19 protein-coding genes are annotated in these 19839 nt (G+C 37.9%); 4 read left to right on the top strand and 15 right to left on the bottom strand.

The genetic code is table 11. The annotated features are described in order from the left end of the window. Positions 1-120 precede the first annotated feature (120 nt). Together GQR56_RS00390 and GQR56_RS00385 are read right to left on the bottom strand one after the other, a co-directional pair. Complete coding sequence (locus tag GQR56_RS00390; RefSeq protein ID WP_008166086.1) at positions 121-279, bottom strand: YqaE/Pmp3 family membrane protein; 159 nt, start codon at positions 277-279, stop codon at positions 121-123. A gap of 70 nt (positions 280-349) precedes the next feature. After that, entirely contained in the window at positions 350-919 is a 570-nt protein-coding gene (locus GQR56_RS00385) for a BON domain-containing protein (protein WP_166108793.1), read from the bottom strand. A gap of 319 nt (positions 920-1238) precedes the next feature. Between GQR56_RS00385 and GQR56_RS00380 the strand changes: the two genes are divergently transcribed. Further along, on the top strand, positions 1239-1901 hold the full coding sequence (locus tag GQR56_RS00380) for a LiaF domain-containing protein (protein WP_166108792.1): 663 nt from the start codon (positions 1239-1241) through the stop codon (positions 1899-1901). Between the two features lie 92 nt (positions 1902-1993). Here the strand turns inward: GQR56_RS00380 and GQR56_RS00375 are convergent, their stop codons facing one another. Beyond that, positions 1994-2410 carry a VOC family protein gene (locus tag GQR56_RS00375; protein WP_166108791.1) on the bottom strand — a complete coding sequence of 139 codons (417 nt, stop codon included), beginning with the start codon at positions 2408-2410 and terminating at the stop codon, positions 1994-1996. A gap of 275 nt (positions 2411-2685) precedes the next feature. Between GQR56_RS00375 and suhB the strand changes: the two genes are divergently transcribed. After that, a complete protein-coding gene (gene suhB, locus GQR56_RS00370; protein ID WP_024610484.1) occupies positions 2686-3489 on the top strand; it encodes an inositol-1-monophosphatase in 804 nt (267 codons plus the stop codon). Between the two features lie 44 nt (positions 3490-3533). Here suhB and GQR56_RS00365 read toward each other — a convergent pair whose 3' ends face one another. The 6 genes from GQR56_RS00365 to queA all read right to left on the bottom strand — a co-directional run bounded on the left by GQR56_RS00365 (position 3534) and on the right by queA (position 10202). Beyond that, positions 3534-4343: a transporter substrate-binding domain-containing protein gene (locus tag GQR56_RS00365; RefSeq protein WP_166108790.1), complete on the bottom strand. Its 810-nt coding sequence runs from the start codon at positions 4341-4343 to the stop codon at positions 3534-3536. A gap of 326 nt (positions 4344-4669) precedes the next feature. Further along, positions 4670-5617: a protein translocase subunit SecF gene (gene secF / locus GQR56_RS00360; RefSeq protein WP_166108789.1), complete on the bottom strand. Its 948-nt coding sequence runs from the start codon at positions 5615-5617 to the stop codon at positions 4670-4672. 9 nt (positions 5618-5626) lie between these two features. Beyond that, positions 5627-7486, bottom strand: a complete 1860-nt coding sequence (gene secD / locus GQR56_RS00355) for a protein translocase subunit SecD (RefSeq protein WP_024610481.1) — start codon at positions 7484-7486, stop codon at positions 5627-5629. A gap of 19 nt (positions 7487-7505) precedes the next feature. Then, positions 7506-7844: a preprotein translocase subunit YajC gene (yajC, locus tag GQR56_RS00350; RefSeq protein ID WP_024610480.1), complete on the bottom strand. Its 339-nt coding sequence runs from the start codon at positions 7842-7844 to the stop codon at positions 7506-7508. Positions 7845-7870: 26 nt separating this feature from the next. Continuing rightward, positions 7871-8998 carry a tRNA guanosine(34) transglycosylase Tgt gene (tgt, locus tag GQR56_RS00345; protein ID WP_166108788.1) on the bottom strand — a complete coding sequence of 376 codons (1128 nt, stop codon included), beginning with the start codon at positions 8996-8998 and terminating at the stop codon, positions 7871-7873. Positions 8999-9170: 172 nt separating this feature from the next. Then, positions 9171-10202, bottom strand: coding sequence for a tRNA preQ1(34) S-adenosylmethionine ribosyltransferase-isomerase QueA (gene queA / locus GQR56_RS00340; RefSeq protein WP_166108787.1), 1032 nt, complete (start codon positions 10200-10202; stop codon positions 9171-9173). Positions 10203-10402: 200 nt separating this feature from the next. Between queA and GQR56_RS00335 the strand changes: the two genes are divergently transcribed. Next, complete coding sequence (locus tag GQR56_RS00335) at positions 10403-12928, top strand: EAL domain-containing protein (protein WP_166108786.1); 2526 nt, start codon at positions 10403-10405, stop codon at positions 12926-12928. A gap of 195 nt (positions 12929-13123) precedes the next feature. Then, positions 13124-13336, top strand: a complete 213-nt coding sequence (locus GQR56_RS00330) for a hypothetical protein (RefSeq protein WP_024610477.1) — start codon at positions 13124-13126, stop codon at positions 13334-13336. Positions 13337-13426: 90 nt separating this feature from the next. Here the strand turns inward: GQR56_RS00330 and GQR56_RS00325 are convergent, their stop codons facing one another. From GQR56_RS00325 to pstA, 6 genes are all read right to left on the bottom strand, one after another. Beyond that, positions 13427-14353: a hydrogen peroxide-inducible genes activator gene (locus GQR56_RS00325; RefSeq protein ID WP_166108785.1), complete on the bottom strand. Its 927-nt coding sequence runs from the start codon at positions 14351-14353 to the stop codon at positions 13427-13429. An 82-nt stretch (positions 14354-14435) separates the two neighbouring features. Continuing rightward, a complete protein-coding gene (locus GQR56_RS00320) occupies positions 14436-15704 on the bottom strand; it encodes an inorganic phosphate transporter (RefSeq protein ID WP_024610475.1) in 1269 nt (422 codons plus the stop codon). A gap of 39 nt (positions 15705-15743) precedes the next feature. Then, a complete protein-coding gene (locus GQR56_RS00315; RefSeq protein WP_024610474.1) occupies positions 15744-16421 on the bottom strand; it encodes a TIGR00153 family protein in 678 nt (225 codons plus the stop codon). Between the two features lie 150 nt (positions 16422-16571). After that, positions 16572-17273, bottom strand: coding sequence for a phosphate signaling complex protein PhoU (gene phoU, locus GQR56_RS00310; protein ID WP_166108784.1), 702 nt, complete (start codon positions 17271-17273; stop codon positions 16572-16574). A 46-nt stretch (positions 17274-17319) separates the two neighbouring features. After that, positions 17320-18147, bottom strand: a complete 828-nt coding sequence (gene pstB, locus GQR56_RS00305; RefSeq protein ID WP_166108783.1) for a phosphate ABC transporter ATP-binding protein PstB — start codon at positions 18145-18147, stop codon at positions 17320-17322. Between the two features lie 27 nt (positions 18148-18174). Then, the gene (pstA, locus tag GQR56_RS00300; protein ID WP_024610471.1) at positions 18175-19824 is read right to left on the bottom strand and encodes a phosphate ABC transporter permease PstA; all 1650 of its coding nucleotides are present in this window, start codon (positions 19822-19824) and stop codon (positions 18175-18177) included. Positions 19825-19839: the final 15 nt, after the last annotated feature.

Here is a 19839-nt window from a genome sequence, read left to right as displayed (position 1 = left end):
TTGTATTTAAGTAGTAATACTAAAGGTTAAAAATATAGTGTTCTATGTGAGTCAATTAATTAAAGTACAGCTAGGTAAAGCTCACTTTAATTAATTGACTACACAACAAGCCGCGTGGGATTACTTTTTCGCAATAATATAAATTGCGTGTATTAATCCTGGGAAATAACCAAGCAGTGTTAATAAAATATTTAGCCAAAAGTGTAAACCTAAACCCACTTGTAAAAATACACCCAGTGGCGGCAGTAAAACAGACAAGATGATACGAATGATATCCATAATGAAACTCCAGTAAATTAAGTATTAAAAAGCAAAAAACCCAGCGGTGCTGGGCTTTTTTAATGCGATATTATTCAGCAACAATAGTAAGTTTATCAACTACGTCTTGAACATCTTCGGCATTTTTAGCAATTTTAACTGCTAGCTGCTTTTCGGCTTCTGACTTAACAGAACCATTTAGGGTAACAACACCATTGTCGGTGTCTACGTCGATATCTGTACCACCAACTTCTGAGTCAAATAGGAAGCGAGTTGTAATAACGGTCGTGATTTTAGCGTCAGTTAAGTCGTTATCATCATCGTCGTGCATCATGCTTTTGTCAGCGTTTTTTGCGTTTGCGCTTTTAACAACTGTTAAGCTGTTTTCAACATCAGTTACGCCATCTAAGCTAAGCACGAGCTCTTCTGCGAGCTCTTTATCTAGTTCGCTATTTACTTTACCAGTAAGCACTACCTTACCATTTTTTACATCAGTGTTAATGTCAAAGTTGTTTAGATTAGTGTTCATAAGAAGCACTGTTTCTGCCTTACCATCAATCCAAGCATCTTTACTTTCGTTTTCCCAGCTGTTTGCTTGGGCACTCATAGCCGTAGTACCAAGAACTAAAGCTGCGATAATAGATTTGTTAAATGTTTTCATAATCTTTTTCCTTTTGATTAAAGACACTTTAACTAATGCGAACTTCAAGCCAACTTTAATTATAATTATATATCAACAACTTAAGTTAAAATCACTATAAACGCTATGATAGGAGTGAGTAATTATTTACAGGCTTATCGGTAAAACTTTCTTAAGTAGTGAAAATAGCTAGATAATTGCTGTTTTGGTTAATCTATCGTTAATATAACAAATACGTTTTTAACAAAATAAATGTAAGTAATTGATTAATTGCACCTTTATATTTGGTACGTGGCTTGCTTATATATAAACAACAGTAAATATAATAAGGAATGTCCTCATGTCAGTAAAAGTAGAAGATCGCCCAATAGAACAAGTACGCGAACAGGTGATTGATCAATTAATTTATAATTATAGCCATGGGGTTATTTCTGTTAGTGCATTTGAACGACGTTTAGATAATGCGATGGATGCAGCCAACAATGAAGCCCTACTAATGCTAGTTAAAGATTTAACACTTAATACTGATCAACAATATAAAGCTGAAAAGCAATCCCAGTTTTCACCAAACTATAAAGCGCAGCAAACGAGTGATGATGACTTTACGCTGCGCAGCATTTTAGGCTCTAACGAGCGCAGCGGTCAGTGGGTCGTGCCAAAAAATATATATTTGAGTAACTTTATGGGATCAGTTGTACTTGATTTTACTGATGCCATTTTTGCTCATCAAAACGTAACTATTCATGTTAACTGTATTTTTGGCAGTGATGAAATTTACGTACCTGAGCACGTAAATGTAGTCTCTAAAATGTTTTGCATTTTAAGTAGCCTTGAAAATAAGTCGGTCTCACTAAACAAGCGCCAAGGTCCAACAATTCATATTGAAGGAAAAGCGGTAATGGGATCGGTTGAAGTAAAAATAAAACGTACTATAAAAGAAAAATTTATAAGCTTTGCTAATGAGCTAAAAGCACAACTTGGTGGTGGTTCTACGCATCAATAGTTAGCGTTAAAAATTATATCTACAATATAAATCACGTATTTACTTTATTAGGCACCGCATGCTGCGGTCTTAATATGCACGACTAATATGCGTTATAAGTCGTTATTCCTCTCACTTGGAATATCACTTAAGTATTCAACAAATTCAATTTCGAAGCCCGCTGGGTCAATAAAATAAACGTTTTTTCTAAATGGGTTTTCACTTCCTTTTTTAGCTACTTTAAAATCGGCTTTTTGTAAACGCTGTACTGTAGCATCTAAATTATTTGTCACGTAGGCAAAGTGCGCAAAGCCAACTTGATGCCCTGATAAATCTCTATTTTCACCCTCCCCGTGATCGCTTATTGCAATGTATTGCGTCGCATCTCCAAAGTGTACCCAACGCCTTGGTTTACCATACCAAGTACCAGTTCCCTCGCTTCTTATAAACCAATACGGAAATGCTGCTTGGTAAAATTTAAGCATACTATTTATATCATTCGCGACTAAGTTTACGTGCTCTAAATACATAATGTTGTCCTATCAATTAAGTTAGGAACACGATAAAACCTCAAGCTAACTTTAGGTAAAGCATTATTTAAAATTAATTCGATTTGATTAATACACAAAGGAACATAATGACTTATTAATTGCTCATTATTATTTTTTTAAAATATATAAATTTTCAATATTGTATAAAAAACAAACATAAGTATTTGGGGTTTATTGTTTACTTTATGTCAAAAGTCGCTAAAATACGCCGGCTGAAATATATAAACGTTCTTTTACAACCCAAAGGTAATACCATGCATCCAATGTTAAACATTGCGGTTCGCGCTGCGCGCAACGCAGGCAAAATTTTACTTCGCGCAAGTGAAGATTTATCAAAAGTTGAAGTGCAACAAAAAGGCGCTAACGATTTAGTAACTAACATTGATAAAGAAGCCGAAGCCGTAATTCGCGACACAATTTTACAGTCTTACCCTACTCACTCAATTGTTGGTGAAGAACTAGGTGAGCATAAAGGCAAGGATGATGATTACCAATGGATTGTAGATCCTATCGATGGAACAACTAACTTCATCAAAGGTATCCCTCATTACGCGGTCTCTATCGCACTTAAAGTTAAAGGTCGTTTAGACCAAGCCGTTATTTATGATCCAATTCGTGGTGAGCTTTTCACTGCATCTCGCGGTCAAGGCACTCAACTTAATAGCAAACGTCTACGTGTAAGCAAAACTACGGTTCTTGCGGGCACTGTACTTGCAACTGGTTTCCCTTTCAAAAATAAACACCACATGGATGCATACACAGAAGCATTCAAAGCATTGTTTGCACACACAGCTGATATTCGCCGTGCAGGTTGTTCTGCATTGGATATGGCATATGTTGCTGCTGGTCGTGTTGATGGCTTTTTTGAAATTGGTTTAAAACCTTGGAATTCTGCAGCGGGCGAACTTATGGTTAAAGAAGCTGGCGGTATGGTTGTAGATTTTGCTGGTGGTAATAACTATAACCACAGCGGTAATATTATCTGTGGTTCACCAAAACTTACTCAAGCAATTATTCGTGAAATTCGTCCAGTACTAACTGAGTCGTTACTTCGCTAATAAATAGCATGACGAAAAAGGAGCTTAGGCTCCTTTTTTTGTGCTTAAAAATAAGGGTTATCTAGCTTAAGTTCTACTGTTTTACCTTTTGCGTAAGGTAATGTATTTAAATCCTTTGCAAAGTATTCATCAAACAACGTATCAAACTCACCATTTTTTTGCATTATTTTAAGCCCTTTTTCAATTGCCACTGCAAGCTCTGGCTTACTATTTGATACAAAATAATAGAATCCTGTTGGGTAACTTATATATAAGTTAGGTATTATCACTAGGTTGCTTTGTTTATTAGCTAGAAGCTCTGAATTAACCTCGATAAATGAACGTGGAAAGTAATCAATACGCCCTGCACTTGTTAAGGCAAACATAGCTTGATAATTTGCAAGCGGCCTTATATGTAAGCCATTAAACGCCATTATTTTTGTATCTGGCCAATCATGACCTTGCACCGCAGAAAGCTTACCTAACTGCTCTAAACTAGTAATACCTTTAAATCTAGTAACGCTGTTTTTACTTGTTAATAACGCCCTTTTACCTATGTAGCCTTTAAATAATGGGATTTTAATCGCAATAGCTAGAGACTCTCTCTCGGGGCTGCTCATACTCCAGTATAAATCTAAATTTTTTGTATCTAGCGCTATTAAAGTGCGTTGTTGATGGGGATGAATTAAAACGGGGTTAATCTCTGCAGGGTATTGTGCGCTCACCAATGCTTTTTCTAATAGCTCGTTAAGGTAATCGTCACGAGCATATTGCACACGCTGCTCCTGCGCTATATTTACTATATTTACCTCACTCGCTAAAGCGCTGCATACAAACAAACTTACTACGTTAATCAAATACTTTAATGGCAACATAATTATCACCTTAGTTATTATCGGTAGTTTTAACAGTTATTATTGATAGTTTAAATTATCGCGTTATTTAAGCTAAATAGCTTCCAGCGCCTAAATATAAGATAACGATGAAGATATTATGTAACTGTACTTATTAATAACCGCGCTATTAATACTTATTTTAAATACATAGTACATAGTACAGAGTTACACTCATGGTGTGCTCTACAAAGTTAGCACTGTTTATTCATACTTGCACAGTAAAGCTAAAAAATCGTGAACATAAATATATTACAGACAATAAAAAACCGCTCAATGAGCGGTTTTTTAAAGTAGTTACAAAACCATTACGGCATAGCGTCTTGGTCTGCGCCTTCTTTTTCAATTACTTCTGGTATTAAATCTTCTTTACTTACACCCATCGCAATAGCAACAGAGCTCGCAACATAAATAGAAGAATAAGTACCAATAAATACACCAAACAGCAATGCAGTTGCAAAGCCATGAATAGTTTGTCCGCCCCAAGCAAACAAGGCAATCAATACTAAAATAGTGGTGATTGATGTTACAAGAGTACGATTAAGTGTTTGAGTAAGTGAAATATCTATAATCTCTACTGTATCGTCGATACGTACCTTACGGAAGTTTTCACGTATACGGTCTGATACAACTATTGTATCGTTAAGTGAGTAACCAATTACCGCAAGAATTGCCGCTAATATAGTTAAGTCAAACTCCAAACCTAGTATCGAAAATAAACCGACAGTAATAATAACATCGTGTAATAGTGCACCTACCGCACCAACAGCAAAACGCCATTCAAAGCGAAATGCAACGTAGATTAAAATACAAATAAGCGCAGTTAACATGGCTAGGCCACCCTGCTCTTTTAAGTCTTCACCTACACTTGGACCTACAAACTCAATACGGCGCATTACTACGCTGTCATCAGCTTTTTTTAGGGCATCAATTACTTGGTTACCAATTACTTCGGCTTTTACATCGTTACCACGTGGTGCTAAGCGAACTAAAATCTCTTGGCTTGAACCAAATAGTTGCACCGATGCATCTGCAAAGCCGTTATCAGCTAGTGCATCACGTACTTTTTTAAGGTCTGCTGGTTGTGAAAAACCAACTTCTACAGCAGTACCGCCTGTAAAATCTAAACCAAAGTTTAAACCCTTAACAAAAATTGATGCAAACGACGCTAAAATTAATAACGTCGAAAAGCCCATAGCCACTTTGCGAAGAGACATGAAACGAAGGGTTCTACTACCCAAACTTAAAATTTGCATGTCTGCTCCTTAAATCGAAAGTTTATCAACACGTTTACCACCAACAAATAAGTTGATTACCGCACGGGTACCAACAATGGCCGTAAACATTGAAGTTAAAATACCAATCGCAAGTGTAACCGCAAAGCCTGCTATTGGACCTGTGCCCACTGCAAACAGTATAACGGCAGCGATCAGAGTAGTGATGTTGGCATCAAATATGGTGCTAAATGCGCTATCGTAACCAAAATGAATCGCCTGTTGAGGGCTACGACCATCGGCTAGCTCTTCACGTATACGTTCAAAAATAAGTACGTTAGCATCTACAGCCATACCAACCGTCAATACAATACCTGCGATACCAGGCAGAGTAAGTGTAGCGCCTGGAATTAAAGACATAACACCTACAATCAGCACTAAGTTAGCCGCAAGCGCAAGGTTTGCAACCATACCAAAGCCTTTGTAGTACACAAGCATAAACACAAGTACAAACGCAAAACCAAGTGCAACCGCAGTCATACCCGCTTCAATGTTTTCTTGGCCTAAGCTTGGACCTACTGTGCGCTCTTCAACAATTTGAATTGGCGCTACAAGTGCTCCAGCACGTAGTAATAAACTTAAGTTATGCGCTTCAGCAGGATTATCAATACCAGTAATACGGAACGAGCGATCAAGACGAGCTTGAATAGTTGCTACGTTAATGACTTCTTCAACCTTAATCGGTGGAAGTGCTTTACCGTCTGAATCTTTTTTACCTGATGGCTTGTACTCAATAAATACCGTTGCCATGCGCTTACCAATAGCACGTTTGGTAAAGGCATTCATTTTTGCCCCACCTTTGCTATCTAACGTAATACTTACTTGTGGGCGTTGGTATTCATCAGCGCCAGATTGCGCGCCAGTTATATGGCTGCCTTCTAAAATAATACGTTTTTTAAGAACCACAGGATAACCGTCGCGGCTCATAATCATTTCAGTGCCTGCAGGAATTCGACCTTGGGCAGCAGCACTTGCATCGGCATTTTCGTCTACTTCACGAAATTCAAGTGTTGCCGTAGCGCCTAATATTTCTTTAGCGCGAGCAGTGTCTTGAATACCTGGAAGTTGAACAATAATACGCTCAGAACCTTGACGCTGTACGTTTGGTTCAGCAACACCAATTTGGTTGATACGATTACGAATAATCGTTTCATTTTGCTTGATAGCGTAGTCACGAATTCCTTTGAGTTTTTGCTCACTCATCGTCGCAAAAAATGCTTTATCGTTACTGCTGTCATCAATGTAAACGTTTAGTGGGTAGCGAGTTTCTAAAACACTTTCAGCTGCGTTTTTATCTTCCTCGGTACGCATTTCTACACGCATACGCTCAGAACCGGCTACACGTCGAACACTACGGTAACGTAGTTTTTCTTCGCGTAAATCACTACGAAAATCTTGTTCCATTTGCTCAAGTTGGTTATCAACCGCCGTAGCCATGTCGATTTCCATAGTGAAATGTACACCACCACTTAAATCAAGACCGAGCTTCATTGGTTCTCCACCAACCGCTTTTAACCACGCTGGTTGAGCTGGAGCCATATTTATAGCAGAAATGTAGTCGTCGCTAAGTGAGTCGCGCAGCACATCATGCGCTTTTAGCTGCTCTTCAACATTTTTTAAACGAACTAAAATTTGTCCATCTTCAAGTACTGTTGATTTAGCGGTTACGTTATGTTGTTTGAGGATTGAATTTACTTTGTCTACAACACTGAGATCGACATCAGCGCCTTTAGCACCTGAAACTTGTATAGCCGGATCGCGACCATACAAGTTTGGAGAGGCATATAAAAGGCCAATGGCTACCACAGCTAAAACAAGTAAATATTTCCAAAGTGGAAACTTGTTTAACACGGAAACGTCCTTATTATTTTTATAGCGACTTCATTGTGCCTTTTGGCAATACCGCAGATACAGATGACTTTTGTACTGTTACTTCTGCTTGCTCATTTAGTGAGATAACGATGAAGTCTTTATCTTCAGATATCTTTATAATTTTACCCACTAAACCACCTTGAGTAAGTACTTCATCACCTTTAGCCATCGCATTCATTAAGCTTTTATGCTCTTTAACACGATTAGCTTGTGGGCGATAAATCAAAAAGTAAAAAACTAAACCAAAAATAGCTAACATTATTAGCATTTGCATAGTTCCGCCGCCAGCGCCAACAGCTCCAGCACTTGCGTGTGCGTTTGAAATAAATAAACTCATGATACTTCCTCTTTAATTTTTAAGTTTTAATTTGTGATATTAGCAAGCTCTGGCACATCTTGGCCTCGGCGAGCATAAAAATCTTTTACGAATTCTTCTAATTTACCTTCGCTAATCGCGTTACGTAAACCTTCCATAACACGTTGATAGTAACGTAAGTTATGAATTGTATTTAGTCGTGCACCTAAAATTTCGTTACACTTATCAAGGTGATGTAAATACGCGCGTGAATAGTTTCCACACGTATGGCAATCACACTCAGGGTCAAGTGGACCAGTATCTGTTTTATGCACAGCGTTACGAATTTTAACAACACCGGTAGTAATAAATAAGTGACCGTTACGAGCGTTACGCGTTGGCATAACACAGTCAAACATATCTATACCACGGCGAACCGATTCAACTAAATCCTCTGGCTTACCAACACCCATTAAATAACGAGGTTTGTCTTCTGGCATTTTAAACGCGCAATGATCAAGAATATTCATCATTTCGTTTTTAGGCTCGCCTACCGATAAGCCACCTAATGCATAGCCATCAAAACCAATGTCTTCAAGACCGGCTTGCGATTGTGCACGTAACTCTGGGTACATACCACCTTGAATTATACCAAACAAAGCAGATGGGTTATCGCCATGACCTTCTTTAGAGCGCTTAGCCCAACGAAGAGATAGCTCCATAGAGTCTTTCGCTTCTTTTTCGGTAGCAGGGTATGGTGTACATTCGTCAAAAATCATAACGATGTCTGAGCCTAAATCACGTTGTACTTCCATTGATTTTTCTGGCGACATCATAATTTTTTCACCGTTTACCGGTGAGCTAAATAACACACCTTCTTCGGTAATTTTACGCATTGCACCAAGGCTGAAAACCTGAAAGCCACCTGAATCAGTTAGAATTGGGAAATCCCAATTCATAAAGTCATGTAAATCACCGTGTTGCTTGATGATTTCAGTACCTGGGCGAAGCATTAAATGAAAAGTATTACCTAAACATATTTGTGCACCGGTTGCTTTTACTTCATCCGGTGTCATACCTTTAACAGTACCGTAAGTACCTACAGGCATAAATGCGGGTGTTTCTATAACACCACGGTCAAAAATCAAGCGGCCGCGGCGCGCTTTTCCGTCAGTACGGTCTAATTCAAATTTCATATCATCCTCAATGTCAGAAAAACAGTCCAACAAGCTATAATTTAACCGCTCGATTCTACCCTTTTTGCTAAGTTAATACTATTAGCTGCGGTGAATTCGATCTCGATTAACTATCCTAAACACAAACCCCAACAACGTTGCTGGGGTTTTTAATCATTTTGGTTGAGCTTAATTACTTACGAGTTAAAAACATTGCATCACCATAACTAAAAAAGCGATATTGTTTTTCAATCGCGGTGTTGTATGCATTCATTATGTTGTCTTGCCCGCTAAATGCACTAACAAGCATAATAAGTGTTGATTCTGGTAAGTGAAAATTAGTTATCATGGCATCAACAACGTTAAACTGATAACCCGGGTAGATAAATATATCTGTATCACCAAAGTAAGTATCTAATTTACCGCCATGTACTTTTGCTGCAGACTCTAATGAACGAACCGACGTTGTACCTATAGCAATAACTCGACCGCCTCGAGCTTTAGTTTGCGCCACTGCATCAACAACTTCATCAGGTACTTCTATATACTCTGAGTGCATAATATGTTCATCAACACTGTCAACTCGTACAGGCTGAAACGTACCAGCACCAACGTGCAGAGTAACAAAAGCCATTTGAACGCCTTTACTTTTAAGCGCTGCCATTAACTTATCATCAAAATGCAAGCCAGCAGTAGGGGCTGCTACAGCACCTGGTTTTTCACCATAAACTGTTTGATAGCGCTCACGGTCTGCTTCATTGTCTGGACGGTCTATGTACGGCGGTAATGGCATATGACCAATATCGTTCAGTATGTCGAGAACATTTTGACTATGATCAAACTCAAGCTCAAATAATGTATCGTGACGCGCAACCATAACTGCTTTTGCTTTACCTTCAAGAATGACTTCGTTGCCTGGTTTCAATGATTTGCTTGCGCGCACATGCGCAAGTACACGATGCTCATCAAGCACTCGCTCTACTAACACTTCAACTTTGCCGCCAGACGCTTTTTGACCAAACATGCGTGCAGGTATTACTCTGGTGTTATTAAACACCAATAAGTCATTTTCATTTACTAATTCAAGTATGTCGCTAAATACTTTGTGCTCAACCACTCCACTTGGTCCATCGAGACTAAATAAGCGACTACTCGTTCGATCCGCTTTAGGAAAACGAGCTATTAATTCATCAGGTAAGTCAAAGCTAAAATCAGCCACGCGCATAATCGGTTATCCACATCATTTAAAATCGCGCCAAGTGTATAACTATCGTGTATTAAGCTCAAGAAATCGGTCTAACTTCTATTAATTTAAAAAAAGTATTTTAAATATGTACTTACGCTGAATTACCTTGTTCTTATCAAAAAATATCATTACTCTAACTTCGTTAAATAATTTTAAGTTTTGGTAGGAGTACCCAGCACGTGGAAAATCAGCTTAAGTTGCTAATATTAAATGCAAGTAGTGCTGAACGTCGTACTATTCGTACCACTTTAAATAATTTAAATGTATTTAATTTTATTGAAGCGCAAGACAGCCAACAAGCTTTAAAAATCTTAAAACAACAACCTGTCGATATTATTATTACTGGGCTAAATGTTGGCAAAATTGATGGTTGGCGCTTTTCACGAATGATTCGTTCAGGCTTATTAAAAACCCCTAAAAATACGCCAATATTACTTATTCCCCCTATCTATTGCGAGCGAATAGCTGAAACAACGGCACGTAGTTATGGTATTGATGCGGTATTACCTTTTGAACATCAAGACATGTTGCCACAGGTTTTAGCTAATGTACTGTCAACTCATTTAGAAAAAAGCAGTAGATTAAACCTATTATTATTAGAGCCACTTCAAAGCAAAGCCGATAGCATTAGTGAAGAACTCAAACTAAATTTTGCAATTACACATGTAACATCATGCAAATCAGCTCTTAATGCTTATAACCAGCAACAATTTGCAATAGTACTTTTAGATGCCACTGCAGACAGAGCCGATAGAGCTAGCGTGTTAGTAGAAAACATTCTGCAACACAACTCTAAACAAGCCATTGTGACAATTATAGATAATGCTGATGCCGACTATGCCGAGCGACTTTTACTATCTGGCGTTACTGATTTTATTCGCGCACCTTACGACTCTTCTTTTTTAAATAAAGTATGTGATCACGCTGCTCGCCGCGAAGATTTTATGGTTAGCTACGCTGAGTTTGCTCATAAAGTAGAGCAACTGAGCTTAAGCGAAATGAAATATAAAGAGTTGTTCTCTGCCCACCAACGTATTTTATTACATTTAAATACCGTTGTGCTTGAGCTTGATCAGCAAGGTCATATTCGCTTTATAAACCCAGCATGGGAAACACTAAGCGGGTTTGGCGTTAAAACGTCTTTACAGAGATCATTAACTGATTTTTGTACTGACGAGTGTCGACAAAAGTTACAAAGTACAATAAATGATATTCTGCATGGTGGTGAACAAAAACAACAGATTGAAGTTAAGATAAGCCATAAAAACGGCAGTAAAATTTGGGTTGAATGCAGGCTACAGCTTATTAAAAACAGCCATAATAATGCCACTATTACAGCGACTATCGATAATATTCATGAACGAAAGCAAGCTGAACTACAACTGCGTCATTTAGCATTGCACGACACTCTTACCGGTTTACACAATCGCTATTACTTTGACCAACAACTTAATCGTATATGCCAACCTAAACATACACACTCAAATATCGAACATGCTTTAATTTATATCGATCTTGATCATTTTAAAATAATAAATGACAGTCAAGGTCATCACCAAGGTGATATTGTTTTAAAAGAAGCGGCAAGGTTGTTTAAAGAAAATATTGGCGATGAACATCTTGTTTGCCGAATTGGTGGTGATGAATTTGCTGTAATCTTAACCAACATGAACTTGCTCGAGGCCCACTTAGTTGCTGAGGGCGTATGTAGCGCAATCGAAAAACATGCTTTTAAATCAGACGATCAAGTTTATACAATAAGTTGTTCTATTGGTTTAGCTCAAATAACATCAAAAAATTGCGACCCTAATGAATGTTTAAAACAAGCTGATATCGCACTATATATTGCTAAAAACTTAGGTCGTAATTTAGTTCACTGCTATTGCAAAGAAGATGCACAAAATAACACGCTGCAAACAGGTTTAGAGTGGGGTCATGAGATTCGCCAAGCGCTAAAACAAGATAATATAGAACTTCATTATCAACCAATATGGGATTTCAAAGAAAGTAGAGTTGCTTATTTTGAAGCCCTTCTGCGCTTAAAGCTTAATGATAAGCTGATATACCCTGACCAATTTATTCCCTCATTAGAGATGTTAAATGATACATTTTTAATGGATCAGTGCGTTATTCGTAACGCTATTGAATGTGTATCAAAACACCCAGAACTCAACCAGGTGGCAATTAACCTATCCGCTCAATCATTTTTAGATGAACGATTACTGCCTCTTATAGAATCGAATTTAGCAAAGTACCAAGTATCACCTAGCCGTATTATTTTTGAAATAACCGAATCAGCAAGCATTAATAACTTAAAGGCAACACGCAAAATGATCGAAAAGCTTAATAGCTTAGGCTGTCACTTTTCGATTGATGACTTTGGAACAGGCTTTAGTACTTTTAATTATCTAAAGCAATTACCTGCACAGCATGTAAAAATTGATGGTTCGTTTGTACGTGACATGCTAAATGATCCTATAGACCTAGCATTAGTTAAAGCCATTAACGATATAAGTCGCTCACTCGATAAACGCTCTGTAGCTGAATATGTTGAAAATAAAGAAATATTTTTCGCACTAAAAGAGATTGGTGTAGATTACGGGCAAGGCTATTTTATAGCGCGCCCAATCCCTGTTGAAAAAGTAAAAGCGGAGCTTGAAAAAGTTTTAAATAATAAAGCTTTTTACCAACAACAACCTAGCTAACAATAAACATTATTAAACAATTTAAAGCATTTTATTACTACCATTATTACCTTTCTTGCCTATACTTTCCTTATCGCTCAACGAATGTCACGCACTTTAATGTATTGCACTTTAAAAACATGACATTACCACTTGTCAGTACATAACTATGATGATGATGGGCTTACTGCTACTTTGGATTTTAAGGAGAAAGGTATGATGCAATTAGTTATTTTATTACTGATTATTCACTTTACCATTGCTTACCAATGTTACCGTTACGCATGTATTAAAGGCTACCCTGTTAAAGTATTTACCATATTGGGATGCATACCTTATTTTAACTTAGTAGTTTGGATTTACTTATTATTTTTACCTGAACTAGAACCTTTTGAAAGCCATTCCCATGAACAAAAGCAGCCTTTATAGGCTGCTCTACTTTTTAAATTATACTAATTCTATAAAGTAAGTAATCATTATTACAGCAAGTAATATTTTAATAACTACCTTTAATTAATATTACTCTGCTTTGGTAAAATCTAAGCTACATTGATGCTTTAAAAATAACTCAAGCTGTTGGCTAAACAATTTAAAATCACGAATTCGCCCTGTCGTTTTACGCCACAAAATACCAATATCTCGGTATGCATCACTTTGTGATGGTGTTGCCACCATATTCTTATTTTCTAAAATTCCGGCATTAATTGCCATCTGAGGTAAAAAAGTTACCCCTAGCTGATACTCAACCATGCTAAGTAATGTGTGTAAGCTTGCCGCTTCAAATGGATTAATACAACTAGCACGATTTAAATGACACGCACTAAGCGCATGGCCTGTCATACAGTGCTCACGCTCTAATAAGAATACGCTAGCCTCTGGTAAGAGGTTAAAGTCTACTACGTCTTTTGCAGCGGTATAATTTTTATGATGCACCAAACTAAACTGATCTTTTGCGAGAACTTGCGTATGAAATTTATCAGTTTCGTAAGGCAAAGCTAATAGTGCTAAATCGATATGACCATGCTCAAGCTTATCGAGCAGTTTATCGCTTGTATCTTCTATTAATATAAGTTCTAAATCACAAAAGGTTTCTTTGCAAAAATGATACAAAGGAGCGGCTATAAAGCTCGCTATAGTGGGTATTACACCAACGGTGAGTTTGCCACTTAGTGGTGTTAAAAAGCTTTTAGTAAGCTCTTTTAAACTAATTGTATCGTTAATTATTTTACGAGAGCGCTCTACTACTTCCTCACCAATACTGGTAAACATAAGGCTGCGATTTTCGCGTTCAATAAGCTGACAACCCAAAGTTTCTTCGAGGTTTTGGATAGCACTGCTTAAGGTAGATTGCCCTATAAAGCATGCACTTGCTGCGCGACCAAAGTGTTGATGCTGATGTACAGCCAATAAATACTGTAGTTGTTTAATACTTGGAAGATTAGTCATTTTTTCTTTCCACAAATAAAAAGACCCCAACACCTAGGGCATTGAGATCTTTTCAAGCTAAAAGTCTTTGAGTACTTTTTTGTTAAACCCCAAAAGCGGTTCTTAGTACGTAGAAAATAACAATAGCAAGGGCAGCACCAACTGGCAATGTAATTACCCAAGAAACTACAATGTTTCTAATAACGCCCATATTAAGAGCACCAATTCCACGTGCCATACCTACACCTAATACCGCGCCAACTAAGGTTTGAGTAGTAGAAATTGGCATACCGGTACCAGATGCAATAACAACTGTTGAAGCAGCAGCTAGTTCAGCAGCAAAACCACGGCTAGGTGTTAAATGTGTAATACCTTCACCAATCGTTTTAATTACTTTTTTACCTAAAATAGCAAGACCAGCAACAATACCAAAACCACCTAGAGGTAGAATCCACCAAGCAATAGCAGCTTTCTTAGCAATTTCACCGTTGTTTTCAACAATGTTTACTACAGCAGCTAGTGGACCAATTGCATTTGCAACATCGTTAGAGCCATGTGCAAAAGCCATACAACATGCAGTTAATACCATTAATACAGCAAATACTTTTTCAACATTGTTGAACTGCATTTGTTTGTCTGCTTTAGGATCAATGTTTAAGCGAGAGATAGCAATCTTACCAATTATACCAACAACAACTGCTACAGCAATTGCTAAGGCATACCCTTCAACTGCGCCTAGGTCTACACCAACGTGCTTTAAACCTTTTTTAATTGTAACCAAAGCCATAATAAAGCCAGCTAAACCCATATAAAGTGGTACATAGCGTTTAGCATTTTTTAGCGGTGCATCAGTATTAAAAATAAGTTTTTGTGCACTCATAAATATTAAGTATGCAATAAAGCCAGATATAGCTGGGGTTATAATCCAACTACCAACAATACCACCAACTTTATCCCATTGAATCGCTTCAGTGCCCACTGCAACAAGAGCGAAACCGATGATTGCACCAATAATTGAATGAGTAGTCGAAACCGGCCAGCCTAAAAATGAAGCCATTAATAGCCAAGCGCCTGCTGCGAATAAAGACGAGATCATACCCAAAACCATCAGTTCTGGAATATCTAAAAATGGTGTTGCGTCGATAATTCCTTTACGAATTGTCGATGTTACTTCTCCACCAGCTAAGTAAGCGCCTGCAAATTCAAAAATCATCGCTATAAAAATAGCTTGTTTTATCGTTAACGCTTTAGAACCTACTGATGTACCCATGGCGTTAGCTACGTCATTCGCGCCAATACCATAAGCCATAAAAAAGCCGACTGCTGCGGCAATTAAAATTAATACCGTGCCGTAAGATGCAATGATATCCATTGTAAAACCTTAATCTTTCGTGATTGAACTGAGTGTAAATTAACGAGCTAACATCAGCTCAAGACGTGATCCTACGCGCTCTGCAATATCTGCAAGCTCGCCAACCCATTCAATTATTTTGTATAAGAACATAACATCTATTGGGTTTAACTCACCTTCTACAGCACGTAGTTGGCGGCGTATTTTTATCTGCATTTCATCCGTGTCTTGTTCTATGGCATCCAATTCAACTAACATTTTTTCTACTAAGGTCACTTCTCGACCTTTAAAACCCGTTTCTAACAACTCTTCTAACTCATTAATTGCTTTTGATGCTTGTTTTGTCGCATCAACACAACGATTTAAGTAAGTTAAAAAGTCTGCTTGCATTACTTTTGGAATGGTCATTTCTCGACCAATCACACGACCAGCAATGTCTTTTGCTTTGTTAGCAATTTTATCTTGTTGGGTTACTAATTCGAGCAGATCTGTACGCTCTACCGGCATGAATAAACCACGCGGTAATTGTAAACGTATATCTCTTTTCATATCATCGGCTTCACGCTCTAAATTACGAATAGTGATACGAAGCTCTTCAGCCTGTACCCATTCTTCTTTAAATACGTGATTAAAAAAAGGTATCAAAGCTTTACTTGCTTGATGAACCTTCTTGATGTGTTCTTCCATTGGTTTGATAGGAGATTTTGCAAACACTCCTAAAAACGCGTTTGTAGGCATAACTGATCCTTTAATCAAATTGATATGCTTTGCGGCATGAATTTTACAGCATTCACAACGTTTGTGAACGCTTTTTATTGTTCTACTTGCGCTTACAATGCATAAAACGACACAAGGTCGCTTTAATACAAAAGAACGAAATAATGAAATCTACAATGATTTTTCTATATCTTCTTGAGATGTATGGCGAATATCTTTGCCATTTACAAAATATATAATGTATTCAGCAATATTCTGGCAGCGATCGCCTATACGTTCTAATGAACGAACAGACCAAACTAAGTCCATAATTTTCGGGATTGAGCGTGGATCTTCCATCATATAGGTCATTATTTGACGTGTAATGGCTTCATACTCTCTATCTACCTTGGCATCTTCTTTATGAACTTGAAATGCACGTTGCACATCCATACGAGCAAATGCATCAAGAACATCGTGAAGCATTTTTAAAACTTGGCGTCCCATATTCTCAATATTTACTAATAAGTCTTGTTGATCTTTAGTAAATGAGTCTAGTGCAACTTTTGCAATTCGTTTTGCTTCATCACCAATTCGCTCTAAATCGGCTATCGTCTTGGCAATTGCAACAACCAAGCGTAAATCGCTAGCTGCAGGTTGGCGACGAGCAATAATGCGCGTACATTCTTCGTCAATACTCACTTCCATTGCATTTACTTTGTAATCGTTTTCACGTACTTTTTGCGCAAGTTCCGCATCATTACTACTAACTGCATCAAGTGCGCTGTTTAGTTGCTGTTCTACTAAACCACCCATGCTTAATACATGATTACGTACATTTTCTAGTTCTTGGTTAAAACGACCAGAAATGTGCTTATTAATATTATGTTCCATAATTACTTTCTCTCTTAAACTTTTACAACACGCTATAACGTACTAACTAGCCGTAACGACCGGTAATATAATCTTCAGTCTTTTTCTTGTTTGGCGTTGTGAATAAAGTATTTGTATCTGAATATTCAATAAGCTCACCCATATACATAAAGGCAGTTTGATCAGACACACGCGCTGCTTGTTGCATGTTGTGCGTAACAATAACAACGGTAAATTTGTTTTTTAAATCGTTTATAAGCTCTTCAATTACTAAAGTAGAAATTGGATCAAGTGCCGATGTAGGTTCATCTAATAAAAGCACTTCTGGCTCAATTGCAATTGAGCGAGCAATAACCAAACGCTGCTGTTGACCACCCGATAGACCAAAGGCACTATCGTGTAACCTATCTTTTACTTCGTCCCACAAAGCGGCACCACGAAGTGATTGCTCTACCACTTCATCAAGTTTACGTTTCTCTTTTATACCTTGTAAGCGTAGACCATATACCACATTCTCATAGATTGATTTTGGGAATGGATTTGGACGCTGAAATACCATGCCTACGTTACGGCGAAGCGCTGCTACATCTACGCTTTTATCATAAATATTTTGACCATGAAGTATAATTTCACCTTCAATTCGGCAAATATCCACTAAATCGTTCATGCGGTTGATACAACGTAAAAGCGTTGATTTACCACAACCCGATGGACCGATAAACGCCGTTACCTGACCTTTAGGAATATTCATATTTACTTTATTAAGCGCCTGCTTGTCACCGTAGTAAAGATCGAGGTTTTTAATCTCTAACGCTTTTTGGTCATCAGTTAAGTTATCTAAGTCTAACTTCAAGCTTTTATTAGCTTGGTTTACTTTTGGAGCCACTGTAATCATGTTTGTTACCTATAAATTCTTTACTAATTAGTGTTCAAGCGATCTGTATTTTTCACGTAAGTGATTACGTATACCAATAGCAGTTATGTTGAGAGTAATAATCACCGTCACTAATAAAAATGCCGTTGCATATACTAGCGGACGCGCCGCTTCAACATTAGGGCTTTGGAAGCCAACATCGTAAATATGAAATCCTAAATGCATGAACTTTCTATCTAAGTGAAAGTACGGGAAGTTGCCATCAAGCGGTAACGTTGGTGCCATTTTTACAACACCTACCAACATCAATGGGGCAACTTCACCTGCAGCACGTGCAACAGCCAGTATTAAACCAGTCATAATTGCAGGACTTGCCATTGGAATAACAATACGCCATAACGTTTCAACTTTTGTAGCGCCTAGCGCTAATGAACCATCACGTACTGTACTTGGAATTCGAGATAGACCTTCTTCAGTCGATACAATAACAACAGGCAACGTTAATATAGCAAGCGTTAATGCCGACCACATAACACCAGGTGTACCAAACACAGGGGTTGGCGACGATTCTGGATAAAATAATTGGTCTAAGCTACCACCAAGCATATATACAAAAAATCCTAAACCAAATACACCATATACAATAGACGGCACACCGGCTAAATTAATTACCGCAATGCGTATCATTTTAGTGACTGCATTTTTAGCTGCATATTCATGTAAGTAAATAGCAGCAACCACACCAAATGGCGTCACAATTACAGCCATAAGCATAACCATGAACACAGTGCCAAATATTGCTGGAAATACGCCACCTTCGGTATTAGCTTCACGTGGGTCATCTGATACAAACTTACCTAACTGTATAAAGTAATGACCTAACTTTGCAAAAAAGCCCATATCGTTCGGAAACCAAACATCGAGTACTTGATACATTGGAATAGTAACAATTTCGCCGCGCATATCTTTTACAGTTACATGGTCACGTTTAGCTTGCTTACGAAGAGCAAATAACTCTTCTTCAAGTACACCATACTGCGCACGTAAATCTGCTCGCGATTGAGCAAGCTCAGCAACGCGCTCATCTGTTAATTCGTTATCAAGTAAATAGCTTTTCTCTTTTAAACGTAAGCGCTCAAGTTCATAGTTGATATGCCCAATGTCGCCATTTTGTAAATCAAGTGCTTCATCATTTAAATCAACTGCGCGCTCAACAAGATCATGTAAAGTTGTAACCTTATCGCCAGTAACAATCTGACCATCTTTAATTACGCTTTCAACATAGCCATAAAAGTTACCATTTTTACTTCGCTCAAATACTGCAAGCGCTGCTGGAGTCGACTTTTCTTTTATGTCAGTTTCTAATATCCAACGAAAATCTAAATCTACGTATTCACGGTTACCCGTTTTAATTAGTAAACGCTCAAATTCTTCTTTATCGAATGCCGAAACATCAACGCCTGTTGCTGCTAAACGCTCTTTTGGCACCATTTCACGGTCATATACTTCACCAATAACGGTTTGTTTTGCAATTGACCCTTCAAGCTCATACTGCATAACCTCTGAAGGCCAAAAAAAACTTAATCCTTTCCAGGCTATCATTGCTAATAAACCTAAAACCGAAATTAAACTGATGCTCACTGCACCACCGGTCATCCAAATCCAAGGAGAACCAGACCTAAACCACTGCTTTACCATGTCGTGTCTCTCCAC

Source organism: Pseudoalteromonas sp. Z9A5 (assembly GCF_011378875.1).
In the GTDB taxonomy this organism is placed as follows: Bacteria; Pseudomonadota; Gammaproteobacteria; order Enterobacterales; family Alteromonadaceae; genus Pseudoalteromonas.
This window is presented reverse-complemented; position numbering and strand designations above follow the sequence as displayed.

Coding starts and splice junctions, on each gene's coding strand:
- GQR56_RS00390 (WP_008166086.1), bottom strand. CDS start 279: ATGGATATCATTCGTATCATCTTGTCTGTTTTACTGCCGCCACTGGGT.
- GQR56_RS00385 (WP_166108793.1), bottom strand. CDS start 919: ATGAAAACATTTAACAAATCTATTATCGCAGCTTTAGTTCTTGGTACT.
- GQR56_RS00380 (WP_166108792.1), top strand. CDS start 1,239: ATGTCAGTAAAAGTAGAAGATCGCCCAATAGAACAAGTACGCGAACAG.
- GQR56_RS00375 (WP_166108791.1), bottom strand. CDS start 2,410: ATGTATTTAGAGCACGTAAACTTAGTCGCGAATGATATAAATAGTATG.
- suhB (WP_024610484.1), top strand. CDS start 2,686: ATGCATCCAATGTTAAACATTGCGGTTCGCGCTGCGCGCAACGCAGGC.
- GQR56_RS00365 (WP_166108790.1), bottom strand. CDS start 4,343: ATGTTGCCATTAAAGTATTTGATTAACGTAGTAAGTTTGTTTGTATGC.
- secF (WP_166108789.1), bottom strand. CDS start 5,617: ATGCAAATTTTAAGTTTGGGTAGTAGAACCCTTCGTTTCATGTCTCTT.
- yajC (WP_024610480.1), bottom strand. CDS start 7,844: ATGAGTTTATTTATTTCAAACGCACACGCAAGTGCTGGAGCTGTTGGC.
- tgt (WP_166108788.1), bottom strand. CDS start 8,998: ATGAAATTTGAATTAGACCGTACTGACGGAAAAGCGCGCCGCGGCCGC.
- queA (WP_166108787.1), bottom strand. CDS start 10,202: ATGCGCGTGGCTGATTTTAGCTTTGACTTACCTGATGAATTAATAGCT.
- GQR56_RS00330 (WP_024610477.1), top strand. CDS start 13,124: ATGATGCAATTAGTTATTTTATTACTGATTATTCACTTTACCATTGCT.
- GQR56_RS00325 (WP_166108785.1), bottom strand. CDS start 14,353: ATGACTAATCTTCCAAGTATTAAACAACTACAGTATTTATTGGCTGTA.
- GQR56_RS00320 (WP_024610475.1), bottom strand. CDS start 15,704: ATGGATATCATTGCATCTTACGGCACGGTATTAATTTTAATTGCCGCA.
- GQR56_RS00315 (WP_024610474.1), bottom strand. CDS start 16,421: ATGCCTACAAACGCGTTTTTAGGAGTGTTTGCAAAATCTCCTATCAAA.
- phoU (WP_166108784.1), bottom strand. CDS start 17,273: ATGGAACATAATATTAATAAGCACATTTCTGGTCGTTTTAACCAAGAA.
- pstB (WP_166108783.1), bottom strand. CDS start 18,147: ATGATTACAGTGGCTCCAAAAGTAAACCAAGCTAATAAAAGCTTGAAG.
- pstA (WP_024610471.1), bottom strand. CDS start 19,824: ATGGTAAAGCAGTGGTTTAGGTCTGGTTCTCCTTGGATTTGGATGACC.